Origin of the sequence: Aeoliella sp., from assembly GCF_965227375.1 — a bacterium.
GTDB lineage: Bacteria > Planctomycetota > Planctomycetia > Pirellulales > Lacipirellulaceae > Aeoliella.
The window spans coordinates 879,669-895,016 of record NZ_CBDDFX010000002.1 but is presented as its reverse complement, the minus strand read 5'-3'; the positions used below and the strand labels follow the sequence as shown (position 1 = coordinate 895,016).

Below are 15,348 nucleotides of genomic sequence, written 5' to 3'. Positions count from 1 at the left end.
CAGAAACACTAGTTTTGCCGAATGAAACGGATGCGGGCGAATTCACTTACTGTGATGCTTACAGCTGTGCGATCAAATCAATACATGAAGCATCCGAGAGACTCTTTCATCATACCACATTCCTGCTGGAACACAAGGAATTGCTCACGATCATCGATTGCTGGCCACAGTTACCCGAGGCGGTACGAGCAGGCATCGTAGCGATGGTGCAGGCTGCTCAGAACGCCGAGTGAGACAGAACGCTATGTACAAAGACTACTAGGCGTTATCGCGAAAAGGTCAAACCGCTACTCTCCAGTGCGTTTTGAACTTCCTTCGCCAAAACCAGACAATGTGGGTGCTCGAGCATAGTCACGTGAGAGCCGGGTATCAGACGAACATCGAGGTCAGAGACCGGCACACTGCGCCATCCGGCATCTGTTGCGAAGTGGTGAATCAAACTGCGCAACTGTGCGCGGAACAGCGTCACCCGGCCCTCGTATGGAGCGGGGTGATAGTTGAGATAGGCCCGCACAAAATTGCGTCTATTGTCGTCAGGATCCTTGGGCTTGCGACCCAGCCAAAAAGGAACATCTTGCACGCTGTCGCTGTCGCTATTCTGTTCCGATTCAAGCTGCGTATTCGCGGCACGCGACTTCGAGGCCTTGATTCTGGTCCTTCTTGCGCGATAGTCGGACCAGGCACGCCCGATGGTGGACCACAGCACTCGCTGCTTACTTCGATGGGCAAACCACCGCGTGGCATTCGAGCAGAAGTCGGCACACACTCCCAGGCGTGCACGAACGCCCATTCGACCCGAATGAGCTGGCCCCGTGTCGATAATCCCTACAAAGCTGACTTCGTGTCCACGTCGCTGCAATTGGATGGCTGTCTCGTAGGCAAGCAGGCCGCCAAAGGAGTAGCCAAGCAGCCGGAAGGGTGCCTGAACCCCCTCGTGCTCCAGCAACTGAACGCATCTTGCGGCCAACTGATCGACCGTAGTCCGTTTGACATCCAAATCGTCAGTGTCTAAATCGATGGCAAAGAGTCCCAGGTCCTGGGGCAAGTGACGCAGCACCCACTCACCTGCGTACGCACGCCCAGCAATGTTTGGCAACAGTATGAGACCACCATCGGCTCCCTCTCGATAGCGAATCAAGGCATCACCATCTTTCGTGTTCCGGCCCGCAATGAGCATGGTTTGCTCCAGGAGGGTAGGGTGTTGGAACAACTCTTTAATGCTCACGGACTTTCCAAAAGTCGACTCGATCTGGGCCGCAAGCTGCACAGCCATCAGGCTATGCCCGCCTACCTGAAAGAAGTTGTCTTTGCCACGGATGCCGCGTTCGCCCGTCAAGTTCTCCCATATCTTGGCGAGCTCGCTCTCGACACTCTCCAAGGAAAGCGCTCTGGTTGGTGGTTGAGTCCCTTCACCGTTCGAAGGCACACTGCGCGCGCTCTGTTGTGGCGGATGCAGGTCGCGTTCAATGCTTTGCGCTGGATCACGAGCAATCTCGGCTAGCAAAATCTCATAACTGCCCATCCAGCTTCGCACAGTCGATTCGTCGAACAGGTCGCTGTTGTACTCTACCCAAAGTTGATACCCGCCCTCGTCTTTCACGGCATAGAACGTCAAATCGAACTTGGCCGTGCCAGGATCGACGGGTTCGCGTACGACATGCAGACCCGGCAAATCCAGGGCTCCCTCGTGCATTACAAAGGCAACCTGTACCAGCGGAGGAATGCTTGGGTTGCGTTCAATCTGCAATTCACTGACAACTTGGTCGAAAGGAAAGCCTTGGTGCTGGATGGCCTGTTGTACCGTCTGCCCTACACGGCTGACGAACTGCTCAAACGGAGGATTCCCTGACAAATTGGTGCGTAAGGCAACCGTATTGGCGAAGAATCCGATGAGTGGCTCAAACTCTGGCCGTTGACGTTGCGCAATCGCTGTTCCAACGACAAAGTCGTCCTGACCGCTCTGTCGGTACAACCACGCCTTGAACGCTGCAAGAAGGACCACAAACGGAGTCGACCGTTGCGTTTTGGCTAACACATCAACGGCTGCTGCAACGCCCTCCGGCAGCTTGTAAAACAGCGTCCGTCCGTTCCAAGTAGGCTGTGGAGGCCGTGGATGATCTGTGGGAAGCTGAAGCACTTCTGGCACACCCTGTAGATGCTCGCACCAGTAGGTCCGGTCCGATTCATAGCGAGCAGAAGCTGATGATAGACGCTGCGAACGCACGAAGTCTGAATAGGTAGCAGGCAGGCTGGGGAGAACATCCGCCGAACTCGGCCTGGGGGCAATTAATGCGGCCAGCTCCCGAAATAGGACCTTCTCCGACCAACCATCAAAAACAAGATGATGAACCAACAGAAGGAGGAAATATTCTGACTTCGCTGTTCTTGCTAGCGAGACGCGGAGCAGGGGACCGTTGTCGCAATTCAATGACTGTCGAGAGTGTTCCAGTTTCCAGTCTTCTAGAGACGTACCACTGCCTAGTAAGTCCGTATAGTCGAACGGGAACTCGGATGATTCCTGTACGTGCCGCAACGGTCTTCCGTCTTGATCGATGAACCGTGTTCGCAACGAGTCGTGGCGACGCACGACTTCAGCCAAACACCGTTCTAGCTGCCGGGGATTTACATCGCCCGCCACCTTGTAGCAAAGAGCGATGTTGTAGGCCTGGCAGCTCGGGTCGAATTGTTGCAGAAACCAGAGCCTCGCCTGAGCGGGCGAAAGGGCATCGTCATCGGCGGATTCTCCATAGACCGGCCCGATAAGCTTGTCAGCGTCCTTCTCGCTGGCTCTCCGCTCAAGCTCCAGCGCGTGCGAATTGGTGGTGCCGTTCAAGAATCTGTCATCGATCGTGAGTTCCACGTTGAATTCCGCCTGGAATCGGGCGGCCAATTGGATGGCGCGCAGGGAATCTCCGCCGGACTCTAGAAAAGTCATCCTCGAATCCAATCGGGCTATTGGCAATACATCAGCCCAAAGTTGAGCAACCCGATTTTGACATTCTGTTTGCTGAGGAGCTTCTACTGGAGGCGTTTCGGGAGCGGCCGCTTGCTCAAAGAGCTTTGCACGATCGACCTTTCCATTCGCATTCAGGGGCAACCGTTCCAGAGTCCTGAACTCACTAGGCACCATGTAGTGTGGAAGATTTTCACTTGCGAAGGCCTGGAGGTCCTCAACCTCCAGGGACGCTGATTGCTCAGAAACGACGAATGCCAGCAACCGTTTTCCGACCACGGCATCCGTTGTGACCCCGACCGAGGCATCGTGAATACTCTCATGGCGACGTAGCACTGCTTCGATATCGCCCGGCTCGATCCGAAATCCAAGCAGCTTGAACTGCGAATCGACTCTCCCGAGGAACTCTAGATCGCCGTGAATATTCCAACGAACGCGATCTCCCGTTCGGTAGAGCCTTCGGGAAACATCTGGTCCGAGTTCTACCTCTGCAAACCGCGCGCTGGTTAGCTGGGAATCTCCAAGATACCCAAGCGCCAGACCATCGCCGCCAACGTAGAGTTCTCCTTCCTCGCCGATTGGCACGAGTTGCTGACCATCATCCAGCACGAACGCATCGGAGTTTGCAATAGGCTTTCCAATCGGAACACCGCCTGCAATCCGATCGAGATTGTCGACCGTATAGCAGCAACTGAAAGTGGTGTTCTCCGTCGGCCCATAACCATTGACAAGCCGAAGCGAAGGGTAGGCTTGCTTTACTTTGCTGACCGCCTCCACCGAGAGAACATCACCACCGGCTAGGAGGTTTCGCAGACCTTTGAAGCCTTCGATGTTGTGAGTCGCCATTTCGTGGAACAGCCCAGCGGTGAGCCAAAGTGTGGTAACACCGTGCTCGAAAATGCAATCGGACAACTCTCGTAGCGTCAGAATGCCTGCCGGTGCCAAGACCAGAGTAGCACCGTTCAGCAGCGGGCCCCAGATTTCGAACGTTGCAGCATCGAATGCAAGCGGCGCGTACTGCAAGAACCGGTCGTCCTTTTCAATCTGCACATAGTCCGGATTGCAGACTAGACGCGTCACGGCGCGATGCGGCACCACCACACCTTTGGGCACACCGGTCGTGCCCGAGGTAAACATCACATAGGCGGAGTCCTCCGCGCTGTTACCGGAATCCAACCTTTCAATGCCTGATTCAGTCCCTTCGCCTGTGATGTCGTCCCACAAAAGAAGTTGCACGCCAGGATCTGGGAATCGATCAACAAACTCTTGCGACGTCACGAGTACGAGCGGGCTCGATTGCTCCAGCATCACTCGCAATCGATCTGGCGGGTATTCTGACGGAAGAGGCATGTAGGCCCCGCCGGCCTTCAAGACGCCCAATTGCACTGCTATCGCTTCGACGGAGCGCGGAAGGCAGAATGCCACGATTGTTCCGCGACGGACTCCCAGGTCATCAAGCTTCTGAGCAACGTGATTGGCCCGCTGGTCAAGCTCTTGATAGGTGATCCGCTCTTGCCCACAGATCAAGGCAATGTTGCTGGGCTGGTCATCGACGACTTCCTCGAAGACCTCTTGAATTGCACTGCGCCTTGGATAGCCCGATTTAACACCTGTCGAAAGCTCTGTTAGCGATTGTTTGTCGTTCGTAGAGAGCATTTAAGTACCGCCGCCACAGCGTTGCCATTAGGAAAGCAACGCCTCCAGCATTTCCCTCGATAGTGGCTTACAAAGATAAGAAGCCACACCGCAGTTACGCGCTGCGACCTCTACTTCGCGAGAGTAGTGGTCGGAGAAGATCGTGCCAGGAGTTGCTGGTAGCATCTCTTTGAGTAACTGGAAGAGTTCGAGTCCGTTGAAGTCGGGCAGCTCCGAATTCACGATGAAGTGGGCAAAGGGTCGCGAGCGTGCTAGGCGTATCGCTTCGTTGGCATCGTGCGCGAAGCATAACCCAGCCTCTGGAATGCTCCCTTTCGTAAAGAGGTGACCGTTGGCTTCACCCTGAACGTCAACGATCAGAATCGTTCCCCCTAGATCGCGCATGCCGGTCCCCCTGACAAATCTGATCTGTTGCTCTCTTTTGGCAAACGCCAGCGAGGAGAGTTCGCAGTAGGAATCTACTTCACCGAATTGTAATTGGTGGGATCGCGGTGATCCAGCACTTCTAAAGGCAAGCGGGCAGCTGGAACCCGCAGATATTGCAGCCCAATGGACAACTTTCCCGCCCGGAGAGAAGGGCAGGGGCGCCATAAAAACGAGGACCTCAATCGACTTAGGCCGCTGAGCGTTGGTGTCGGTAGGCGACCAAGCCCACTCCCAGGCCAATAACGCTCCAGACCAGAATGGAGGAGGTTTCGGGCACGACCGTGGGCTCGGCAAGGAGTTTGAATTTGGCCTTCACCGTAGAACCATGTTTCTCGCCAGGCTTGAATCCGCCGACTAGCGAGCCGTTGAAGTACTCCTCGGACAGCGACACTCGTAGTAGTCCGTCGCCGTTGGGACCAAAGCTCAGAAAGGACGAACCATCCCAGTCAACGTGACCGGCGGAGTACGGAAAAATCCAAACGAATCCCGTCACAGCCGAGGTGCCACCATCGACGCTGCCGCCGAATGCAGGCTCCGGCTTGGTGAAGGAGAAGTCGACCGATATCGGCCGTTCGACCGAGTCATCCGGGTTGTGGGCCGTCTCGTCGGTCCAGATGCGGAATAGCGGTACCGTGATGGACTGTCCAACCGATAGATCAAACGTGTACGGCTGAGGAAGTAGGTTGGAGGTTTCAACAACCAAGCCTGGATCGGAATTCAAACCTTGGACGTTGTAACTGTCCAATGTCAGTGAAATGGAGGCCTGGGCCGGAGACGCCCATACTCCCACCGCAACGGCCAAGCTCAAGAACTGCACCAAACGTTTCATAGCCACAGCAAACACCATTACGCCCGCTAGTTGATAAACCTCAAGTTGTTTCCACTGGCCCGAATCTAGTGGCGGGACGAGTCGCAGTCAAGGATTTCCTGCTATTAATTAGGTGTTTCTGCGGGCAGCTCCAGCAAATCCAGGAACTTCCCTGTGGAGAGCTGGAGCTTTGAGAAGGCGTCAGGCACTCACAGCTAACAGTCACGAGTAGGGACCGGCAAACCAGCCAGATCGATGTGCCCGACGCCCAGAGAAGCCGTATAGGCACTTCGTGCTGAAGAGCGGGCTCAACTCCAGTCGCCAATCAGCGCAAAAACGTAGTCGAGAGTACCGGAATTGACCACCGTGTCGTCGTCCCCGGTGTTGTCATCCCACGCTTCGACTCGGTCGAAGTCCTGTGCTTCGTTGTGGAATGCGGAGTTGTAAATGTATGCCTTCGTCTGGTTGGCCACAACGGTGTCGTCGTCCGCCGAATCGTGCAAAATCGCTCGATCGGTCGTTCCCCCGTAAGCATAGGCCGTGGTCTTCTGGAAGCCCACCGCTTCATTGAAGAATCCAGTGCCCAGCATCACGGCGCGGTCACTCCAAGCCGCGTACGTATCGTTGCCAGCCGTACCGTGTAGATGGGCGATGTCGTTGCCGCCGTTACCGTAGGCGGTGGAATAGCCGAAGCCATTGGCATCGTTCCAGTAGCCGGCACCAAACATCACGCCACGGTTGTCCCAAGCGGCAAACGTGTCGTCCCCTGCGGTACCGTGGAAGTATCCGCGGTCAGTACCACCGTCGCCATACGCGGTGACGTTCGAGAAATCGTGAGCGTCGTTCCAATAGCCGGTCGCCTGTAGTACGGCACGATCACTCCAGGCGGAGAAGGTATCGTCCGCCGCGGAGCCGTGCAGAATTGCCCGATCATTGCCACCATTTCCGTAAGCTGTGGAGTTGGAAAACCCTTGGGCGTCGTTCCAGTACCCAGTGCCATACATCACGCCACGATTTCCCCAAGCGGCGAAGGTTTCGTCTCCGGTTGTGCCGTGGAAGATGGCTCGGTCGCTCCCGCCATTGGAATAGGCAACGGCATTCTCGAAGTCGCGGCCGTCGTTGAAGTAGCCGGTGCCAGTCAATACCGCGCGGTCTGTCCATCCCGAAAAGACGTCGTTCCCAGTCGAGCCATGGAAGATCGCTCGGTCATTTCCATCGTAGCCATAGGCAGTAGCGCTAACGAAATTGCGCGCGTCGTTAAAGTATCCGGTACCAGACAGGACGGCTCGGTCGGACCAGGACGAGAACGTGTCGTCGCCGGTCGCACCATGCAAGTAGGCTCGGTCTGTACCTCCGTTGCCGTAGGCCGTAGCAGATTCAAAACCGCGGGCATCGTTGAAGTAGCCGGTACCCGCAAGGACAACCCGGTCGGTCCAGCCAGTGAAGGTATCGTTGCTCGTGGTTCCGTTGAGGTAGGCGCGGTCCGTACCTCCGTAGCCGTAGGCGGTGACACTATCGAATCCACGGGCGTCGTTGAAGTACCCACTTCCCGACAGAACAGCTCGATCCGACCACGCCGAAAATGTGTCGTCGCCCGTCGTGCCATGGAGGTACGCCCGATCGGTTCCGCCTGATGTATGCACGGTCACGCTGCTGAATCCGGCAGCGACATGCTGGCGGTTGGCACCAACGAACGTCGTCTGATAGTCATAGCCGGTGAGAGTCTCGTCACCAGTCGTGTCGTACATCGTAGCGTAGTTGCTCCCACCACCTCCGTTGATGGTGACGTTTTCTACCGCTTGCGCCGACGCCGAGTAGCCCGTGCCCGCCAGCGTGACTAAGCCAACACTATAGGTCGCATTGTCGGCGCCCGTAGTTCCTGTGATCGTCGCCGTGTCGGTTCCAGCCTGGCCGCTAAATACAATGTTACTGACCGACGCAGAATCGAATTGGTAGCTGACTCCGTTTGCCACCACTTGGTGCGTCGTCCCAGCAATCATCGTGAATACATCGTCACCACTTGTGCCGGTGACGTTCAGCGTGGAGCCATTCACAGCCACCATGTTGGATAGCACAAAGTCGATATCGGCGTTGGTGCCTACAACCTGAAGCAGCAGTTCCTGTCCCGCAGTGGCCACGTAGTCGATGCGTTCGGTGTTACCAGTGCCAGTGCTTTGCCCGACATTCTGCTGATTCGCATTCTTGAGGTACAGGTTTACGTTCCCGGCCGCGTGGCTGAATGATGCCTCCACGGTTACATACCCGGCTTGCCCAGCAACGAAGCGAAACCAGCGTTGACTCGTGCTTGATACGTCGGCATTCGTGAGCTGACCTTGCACGGTTCCCCAATCGGACGCATAGGCCACGGTTGCATCGATGGTGTAGTCGCCTGTACCGCTACTAGCGCCGAGACCAAACGTATAAGTCTGCCCCGCGACGACATTCAGGGTATAATTCTCGCTGTTCGATCCACTCACATACCCCCCACCTATCCATGTGTGGGTGAGCCCAGCGGCAGGCGTCACCGTGAACTTCACCTGGCCCGACGTCGAAGGGGTGAACTTGAAGTAGTCAACATCAACAGAAGTACCAATGGTTCCGTTGATCTGTGTATTGCTGCTCAGCGTCCCGAGGTCATGGGCGGAACCCGGATCCGAGCCATAGTCGTCGTCGGGCATCAGGTCGCTGATGGCCTCGTAGAGATCGAGTCGCTGATACCAGGTTTGTGTTGCCGAATCGTAGATCGAGTCGGCAGTTGCCATGATCTGATTGTAAATATCGTCCTGGGTGATCCCTGTGGAACCCAGAGACTCCATGGCCTCTCGAACAAGGACGCTTGCACCCGCGAGATAAGGTGCAGCAGCATTCGTACCCGACCGCTCGACTACGTCGTCAACGGTCGAGTCGTTGTTGCCTGCCCAGTCCGGCACGGCGCTCGCGATAAATCGACCAGGTGCCGCAATGGCAGAAGTGTGCCGCTGGCTGAAGAAGCTCAGCGCGCCACCATCGTCGACACTCATCACAGGAACGACATACGGGCTTACCGCCGGATAGCTGAGTCCCGCCTCCTCATAGTCCTGAAAACCATTACCGGCTGCTACAGCGACAAAGATACCATCCGCTTCCAGCTGAGCGAACTCATCCTCGAGTGTCGCCCATCCCGGAATACTCGAATCGTTATAGTCGGCTCCAAGCGATATGCTAACGGTCGTAATTGGATCCTCGAAGCTGTTGCGATTGTCGTGCACCCACTGCAGGGCCGACTCGATCCATGCATAGTCGCTGTAGCCGGTGTCGTCGAATACTCGCAGTGCAACGAGGTCGACGCCCGGCGCCACGCCAGAATCGCCGTAGCCGACACCGCCGGCGACGACTCCCGCCTCATGGGTGCCAGAACCATTCAGTGGGCTTGAGTCGTCGTAGGGGTCGGCATCGTTCTCGGCGAAATCCCAACCCCCAACAACTCGATACTGACTTCCCAGCCCACCACCCAGCGCGACATGATCGTAGGCAACGCCCGATCCAATCATGGCCACTGTCTGGCCCTCACCGGTGAAGCCATATTCGCTGATGACCTGATCGAGCCCTGAGAGGACGTGCGACTCGGCTGACATCGTCAGCCTATCCTCAAGAGCTTCGAAGAAGCGCGATTTTGTATGCCGGCGATTGAAACGCATGGGAATGCTCGCAAAATGCTGCGTCTGGTCTGTCTGTGCGGTTACCTCCAAGGCAGGCTTCAGTGGCAAGATCTCAAGTAGAGTATCGCCATTTAGCAGATCCGGTGAAAACCGCAAGAGCACTACTTAAAAGCTAGCTTACGGCGTGAGAATGCGCGACACTCGTGCACAAGAACGTTGAACAAGCGTCACCGGTGCAGGTCCGATACAACCGCTACAGGTGGTCTTGGGCACCGTGGCAGGCAAATGCTAGCTAGCTGCATCCTGCAAATCTGTAGGGCGCCTTATTTCGTGGACTCGTCCACTGGCGCGGGGTAGGTCGCCAGCTGGGTATCGGCGGGATTCACGAGCTCTAGCGACTCGGGGCGAAACTGTTGAAGCAGCGTCAGTTTGCCCATTTCATACTCCTTCGCCGTGATGGTGCCCCGGTCTCGCAATTTGCGTAGCTCCGTTATCTCTTGAGCCATTGTCGGCGCCTGATGGCTTCGTCCGCCAACGGTGAAGGAGAGGCACCCCGACAAGCACACTAGGCCCAATCCGAGCAGCAACCTGTAGTACCTTTGCATCGTAAATCCCTGCTTGTACCGGGTGGGGAGAAGCTAGCAGCTGATTGGGAGCGGAATCGCGAAAAGCGTAGTATGCGCGTATCGAATTCGTCAAGAGCGAACAGAAAGGCGTATAAGGAGCAATCGACGGCTAACTCGTAAGACGACGTAGTTTCAGTCCGGGTGATACTTCCAGAGTCCCCCATCATACCAGTGAGACGTGCCCGGCGTTCCGACGTAGTAATTTACGCTAAACGTATCCGGCACACGATTGTAGGAGTAATGCACAAAGGGTTTGATGCTAGTATGGCGGTAGGTGTATCCACTCAGATCTCTAGGATAGTCCCCAGTTTCGTCCTCCACTTGCTCGGCGTACGCAACTATTTCAGCCGCTTCCTGATGGACTAGCCACCAGCGAAACCCTAGCACGCATTGATGCGGCACGATCCATGTGGCCAGTAGTAGAGTTCCGCAGAACGCCGTCCTGCGAGATCCATGGATAAAGAGCGCTAGAAAGACCACATTCAGTAACAAAAGCAAACGAACCAGCGAGGAGTCGATCTCACTCAGCGTGTGATAAGCCAGTAAGCCGCAGGCAAACTCCATTGGTATCAGCACCGCAAACAGCACTAGCAATAGTCGACCTTGCTTCGACCTGCCAAAGCCAAAAACCCAGAATAGCGAGGCGGCGCAAAGTGTCATCGCAAGAAAGGGTGCTTTGGACAGCAAGACGAGAGTGATGGAAACGATTGCCGTCAAAACCAGCAATTGGAAGACTGTGAATTGGTATCTCGTTCGCATCGTTCCGCTATCGCAAATCCGCGTCGGGCAGCTTCCCAAACGCCTGGTCGGTTCCGCTAGCACGTCTTCGTACGCGACGCTCGACACGGCTGCGGGGCCACCATCCAAGGCGAGTACCATCCAGAGTCAAAGTCTGAAGGTCGGGCAGGGCGTCGACGACCTTTAGTGCTTTCGGTGTGATTGGGGTTCGGCTCAGATCCAAGTGCCGCACCCAGGAGTAGGCTCCGAGTCGGAGCACAGCATCATCCGAAACTCTGCAGCCGGGCATCTCGATCTTGACCAAATTCTTGAGGACAGGCAACTCCTCAAGGAGCACTTGGATAAACTGGTCTCCAGCCGAAGCATCAACCAGCCGAACGCCGATCACGACCTCGGCAAGTTGAGCGAATTCGCCCACCGAGTCTCGCAGCCATTCTGCGGTCACCGAAGTTATGGAGGCTCCCAGGGCTTCAAGACGCTCAACGGCCTGCCTCATCGAGAGATAACGCTCCAGCTTGCTCGCAATCCAGCGACGGCGATCACCATGGTATTCAACAAACTCCTGGGCTTGTTCAAAAGCACTGTGCAGCTGTCGAAAATCCTCGACCGTCCCGCCGTGATCGGGGTGGAGGAGCTGAGCCTTCGCAAAGTACGCCGCCTTCACATCCTCTCGCGTATAGGGCGGCGACAACCCCAGTGCAATCATGCACTCAGGACGCCGATCCTCCTGAGAATTGGTCAGCCCGTCTGAAAGTCGTCTCTGGCACTGTTCGACCATTTTCTATACGGCTGTGAAGACTCCATCGCGATTAACGCAACGGCTGAGGACTTTCGCAGCCTTCGACGTTACGGAAGGTTGAATCCAAGCAATAAACCTGGTGGCTCTGATAATGCCACCAATACGGGCAAACTGCTTTTGCTATCCAAAGCCTTTTGCCGGCGCAAACTGATTGCGTGAATCACCGTTGAGCCAGGCAATCTTGAGGCTTAACGCCAGCCGCGGAGAAATGCCAATCCCACGGTCGCCAAAACTGTCCAGACGACCAGAGAACCGGCCTCCGGTACGCTCACAATTGGAGTCCCTAGTATCTTCATATCGGAGATTTCGATCTCCTCAGTATTTGCGTTCACCGCCAGGAGGATCTCGAGACTACTGATAGCTACGCTACCATTGTCGAAGCTTGAGGAATAGCTGAGTGGAGGGCTGGGGGCACCGCTATTCAAGTTGGAGTTGAAGATAAGATCACCGCCCAAGATTAGTCCATCCCCGCTAACACTGCTCCCATCAGTGATGTTGTGCTCGAGAGTGCCCACCTCTACGTAAGAGAAGCTAAGCTGCAGGTCCTTGAAACCTGTGGTGTCAATCGGCGCGCCGATGTAAGCCAATCGCAGGCCAAATGTACCGCCACCATTGCCTTTCTTTGCCACAATTGTGTTCGCAGATACCGTAGACTGGTTCGTTCCAGTACTACCGCTGTTGGGATTATTAACTTCCGAGTTGGAGAAGTCGGTTACAAAGTTCAATGAGGTCACAAGCGATGCATTTGCGCTGTTTCCAATCAGCAGCAAAGCCCCCACCACCAGTGATCCAACAACTAGAAGATATCGCAAACGCAGTAGTGCATTCATAAAATGGATCTTTCGGAATCAACAATCTGGGTCTGTCTGTTACGAATCGCCCGCATTGCCCAGTCATTCTATTTGTCAGCTACACCATTGCAAGAACAAAGCGCCCTTGAACAGAGCTGGGATCGCGGTCATGCGGCACACCGCATCGCAGGAGCGCCAATGCGTGCCAAAACCGGCCAATCCTGAACCGCGCCTTTTCAGGATCTGAGTTACCTGGGAATTGGTCAGCCCGTCTTAAAGTCGTCTCTGGCACTGTTCGGCCATAATCTCCCGACAAGGATGCGCTGACACAAATCGGCGAGGGTGCAACAGAATCAAAAAAGTCGATGGCGTGTTAACCCCATCGACTTCAATGACGAATTGATTGGTAACCAGTGAATCACCCAAACAGCTTGCGTCGGCAGAGGCTGAGTCCAGTTATAGCCAAGGTGCCCCATACGATGAAACTCCCAGCTTCAGGAACGGGCGCAACTTGGTTGTAAGCTGACGCGTGGGAAAGTGCATATTGGTTTGGGTAATCCTTGGGATACTGAGGAAGGGTCACCATTCCCGTTATTCCGTTTGGAAAGTACCACACCTCGGCGCCATAGTTGGGACCATCGTACTTGCCATAGATGTACTGGTAGCTTTCCGTCAAAGTAATCTGGTAGACGCTATCCGCTCCTCTGAAATCATCGGTGGTCGACGGCATATCAAATGGGCCAGCGAGTGTGCTATTCAGTCGGTCGTAGTCCGCGCCGTTGACGTCAGTCACCCCGTCACCAGCACCAAGCGTGATGAGATCCTTGATATACGACACTTCGTCTGTCGGAGACGCAGGTTGGGCATCATAAATATGCCCGAGATAGTTGGCGTCGTAAAAACTGAGAGTAATGCTTGCCTTGCTCGATGCGGTCAACGTAATGACCGTGAGAAGTGCGGCCAATGCCGAAGTGATTCTCATCGCAAACCCCCAACATAGAAAGCTTAAGAGCCGCTCATTGAATACCCGCGCGCCGCGGAACCAGACTCTCTGCCTTTCAGGATACGGATAGCCGAGCCTCCTTGCAACAGATTTTTACCCCAGCCCCTAAAGTTGCGCGAATCCGCACACCTGCACCAACCGGGCTGGCATTGCTCTCCGAATGCAGCTGACCAGTTCAGAGCCTATGCCTGCAGTCTTCCCACGTTCAGCGTAGCCAATCACCTTCCAATGGCTGGCCCGATCGGAATGGGTTTGCAGGACTCTCCTTGAAGATTGGAGGCCGTTGGGATAGTGGTCCGACTGGGGCTTCGTCCTGCGGAGATGGAATTAACTCCTGTTGCAATGGTGGATCCGGCATTGTCGGCGGACTCATTTCCTCCATCGGTGGTTGTTCCATCGGCGGCGGCGCAACCGTTGGATGCTCTAAAAGGTCCTGATCCAAGGGAACTTGATCAACCGAAGTCCCTTCACAAGCAGGACAGCAGGGCGGACACCGATCCGAATGGTAAACATCCCAGCCCGCGGGCCACGTCCCCCAGCAAGTAGGCTTGTGACCGTAGAAGTGAGCATCGGGCCCACACGGGCATTGGCGAACAGCTTCTTGTCCCGGAGCGCACATGATGGCCCGTGCATCCGTGGGGCAACTGTGCGGATTCCAACAAAGACATCCCGATGAGCTCAAGAGTGTCACCAGGAGCACGACATGGGCAGTTGATTTCTTGGTCACGTGATATCTCACTTGATACTGGGTCAGGGCCAGTTTTCGGCATGCGCAGGCATCGCAGCGGGAAAGCGATGCCAATGCGTGTTTTGCCGATCAGGCCAATGATGGTCACGCTGTTGATTTGGGCAGCGACTTTTGGGGATTCGTTAGGGGCCGATTCCGCCACCTCCGTTACCCTGGAACTGATTGAAAAACTTGATTTCCTTCGCTGTTTGTGTACCTAGCAAGGTCACGCCGAAGATTCTCTCGACAGGCGATATGACTTTAGCAAGCGCGGTGTCCAGCGCGATCAGCTTGTCTTCGGAAATGTAAAGGCGGTCGCCTGGCAGCATTTGATAGTTGGTAGTGACGTCACCTCGTTGCGTGATCCCCAACCAGTCGATCGGCAAGATCTGATCACCTCCGTCATCGTTTGCCCCTGGCCGAGCGATCCACATTCGTGTAGATGACGTTCCCGATAAACCTTGAATCTGGCTGATGGCATCGAGGGCTGTCTCATTGCCGGTAACGGGCAGGTGAACCACTTGATCGCCCAATCCCGCCCCCTGTGTAACGATGTAGTAGCTCTTGCTGTTGTACCCAAACACATCAACGGCAACTTCAGGGTCCAAAAATCGCGAAGACAGGTGTGCCTGAATGGCGATTTTGGCTTCGTCAATTGTCATCCCAACCACACGCACGCGTCCGTAGGTGCCAAGGTTCACCGTTCCGTCTGGAGCCACGAGGTGTTCGCCAGCCACGTTTTGCTGCGTCGCAATGCTGATTAAGGAGATCCATACTTCGGGATTGGCAGCGACGGTCGCCAAGCGATCTTTAATTCGCGCTTGCGCTTCGGGAAGAGTTAGCCCAACGACGGTGATTGGAGAGTAGTTCCCGTCGACTACATCGTAGCCGAACCCGAGAACCAGCGTCCCGTCAATTCCAACGGGAATCTCCCGCGCAGGAGGCGACTCATCAGGCAGACCACTAGTTTCGACTAGCAAAGAGTCGAGTGGCCGCAAGCGATAAGGAGGCCGCGGAATTAGGTTGATCGCCTCGATCGTAAGCACATCGGGCGGTTCAATGGTATAATCCGGGAGCGAGAGCTTCTGCTGCTCTTTCGGCTGGCTAGGGTAAACTGGACCACAAGGGCCGGGAGCATGGGAGTACGGATGTTCTATGGCATGGCAACCAACCAAGCCAATCA

General features: G+C 55.5%; 11 protein-coding genes. 2 read left to right on the top strand and 9 right to left on the bottom strand.

The window, feature by feature from the left end; all coding sequences use genetic code 11:
* Window positions 1-265: 265 nt before the first annotated feature.
* From ACQK2L_RS16700 to ACQK2L_RS16675, 6 genes are all read right to left on the bottom strand, one after another.
* Entirely contained in the window at window positions 266-4,609 is a 4,344-nt protein-coding gene (locus ACQK2L_RS16700) for an amino acid adenylation domain-containing protein (protein ID WP_425398165.1), read from the bottom strand.
* Window positions 4,610-4,636: 27 nt separating this feature from the next.
* Window positions 4,637-5,200, bottom strand: coding sequence for a response regulator (locus ACQK2L_RS16695; RefSeq protein WP_425398164.1), 564 nt, complete (start codon window positions 5,198-5,200; stop codon window positions 4,637-4,639).
* Window positions 5,201-5,222: 22 nt separating this feature from the next.
* Complete coding sequence (locus ACQK2L_RS16690; protein ID WP_425398163.1) at window positions 5,223-5,870, bottom strand: hypothetical protein; 648 nt, start codon at window positions 5,868-5,870, stop codon at window positions 5,223-5,225.
* A 281-nt stretch (window positions 5,871-6,151) separates the two neighbouring features.
* Window positions 6,152-9,457 carry a hypothetical protein gene (locus ACQK2L_RS16685; protein WP_425398162.1) on the bottom strand — a complete coding sequence of 1,102 codons (3,306 nt, stop codon included), beginning with the start codon at window positions 9,455-9,457 and terminating at the stop codon, window positions 6,152-6,154.
* Window positions 9,458-9,804: 347 nt separating this feature from the next.
* Window positions 9,805-9,987, bottom strand: coding sequence for a hypothetical protein (locus tag ACQK2L_RS16680; protein WP_425398161.1), 183 nt, complete (start codon window positions 9,985-9,987; stop codon window positions 9,805-9,807).
* Window positions 9,988-10,239: 252 nt separating this feature from the next.
* A complete protein-coding gene (locus tag ACQK2L_RS16675; protein WP_425398160.1) occupies window positions 10,240-10,767 on the bottom strand; it encodes a hypothetical protein in 528 nt (175 codons plus the stop codon).
* 37 nt (window positions 10,768-10,804) lie between these two features.
* Between ACQK2L_RS16675 and ACQK2L_RS16670 the strand changes: the two genes are divergently transcribed.
* Both ACQK2L_RS16670 and ACQK2L_RS16665 read left to right on the top strand, forming a co-directional pair.
* Entirely contained in the window at window positions 10,805-11,032 is a 228-nt protein-coding gene (locus ACQK2L_RS16670; protein ID WP_425398159.1) for a hypothetical protein, read from the top strand.
* 150 nt (window positions 11,033-11,182) lie between these two features.
* On the top strand, window positions 11,183-11,596 hold the full coding sequence (locus ACQK2L_RS16665; RefSeq protein WP_425398158.1) for a hypothetical protein: 414 nt from the start codon (window positions 11,183-11,185) through the stop codon (window positions 11,594-11,596).
* A 236-nt stretch (window positions 11,597-11,832) separates the two neighbouring features.
* On the opposite strand, the gene ACQK2L_RS16660 is transcribed toward ACQK2L_RS16665, so the two are convergent.
* The 3 genes from ACQK2L_RS16660 to ACQK2L_RS16650 form a co-directional block, all read right to left on the bottom strand.
* Complete coding sequence (locus ACQK2L_RS16660) at window positions 11,833-12,474, bottom strand: hypothetical protein (RefSeq protein ID WP_425398157.1); 642 nt, start codon at window positions 12,472-12,474, stop codon at window positions 11,833-11,835.
* Window positions 12,475-12,853: 379 nt separating this feature from the next.
* On the bottom strand, window positions 12,854-13,417 hold the full coding sequence (locus ACQK2L_RS16655; RefSeq protein WP_425398156.1) for a hypothetical protein: 564 nt from the start codon (window positions 13,415-13,417) through the stop codon (window positions 12,854-12,856).
* 891 nt (window positions 13,418-14,308) lie between these two features.
* A complete protein-coding gene (locus tag ACQK2L_RS16650; RefSeq protein WP_425398155.1) occupies window positions 14,309-14,968 on the bottom strand; it encodes a polysaccharide biosynthesis/export family protein in 660 nt (219 codons plus the stop codon).
* Between the last annotated feature and the right edge of the window lie 380 nt (window positions 14,969-15,348).

Excerpts from the sequence above, each read along its gene's own strand:
- ACQK2L_RS16670 (WP_425398159.1), top strand. The coding sequence starts at position 10,805 with ATGGAAACGATTGCCGTCAAAACCAGCAATTGGAAGACTGTGAATTGG.
- ACQK2L_RS16700 (WP_425398165.1), bottom strand. The coding sequence starts at position 4,609 with ATGCTCTCTACGAACGACAAACAATCGCTAACAGAGCTTTCGACAGGT.
- ACQK2L_RS16695 (WP_425398164.1), bottom strand. The coding sequence starts at position 5,200 with ATGGCGCCCCTGCCCTTCTCTCCGGGCGGGAAAGTTGTCCATTGGGCT.
- ACQK2L_RS16660 (WP_425398157.1), bottom strand. The coding sequence starts at position 12,474 with ATGAATGCACTACTGCGTTTGCGATATCTTCTAGTTGTTGGATCACTG.
- ACQK2L_RS16680 (WP_425398161.1), bottom strand. The coding sequence starts at position 9,987 with ATGGCTCAAGAGATAACGGAGCTACGCAAATTGCGAGACCGGGGCACC.
- ACQK2L_RS16655 (WP_425398156.1), bottom strand. The coding sequence starts at position 13,417 with ATGAGAATCACTTCGGCATTGGCCGCACTTCTCACGGTCATTACGTTG.
- ACQK2L_RS16685 (WP_425398162.1), bottom strand. The coding sequence starts at position 9,457 with ATGTCAGCCGAGTCGCACGTCCTCTCAGGGCTCGATCAGGTCATCAGC.
- ACQK2L_RS16675 (WP_425398160.1), bottom strand. The coding sequence starts at position 10,767 with ATGACACTTTGCGCCGCCTCGCTATTCTGGGTTTTTGGCTTTGGCAGG.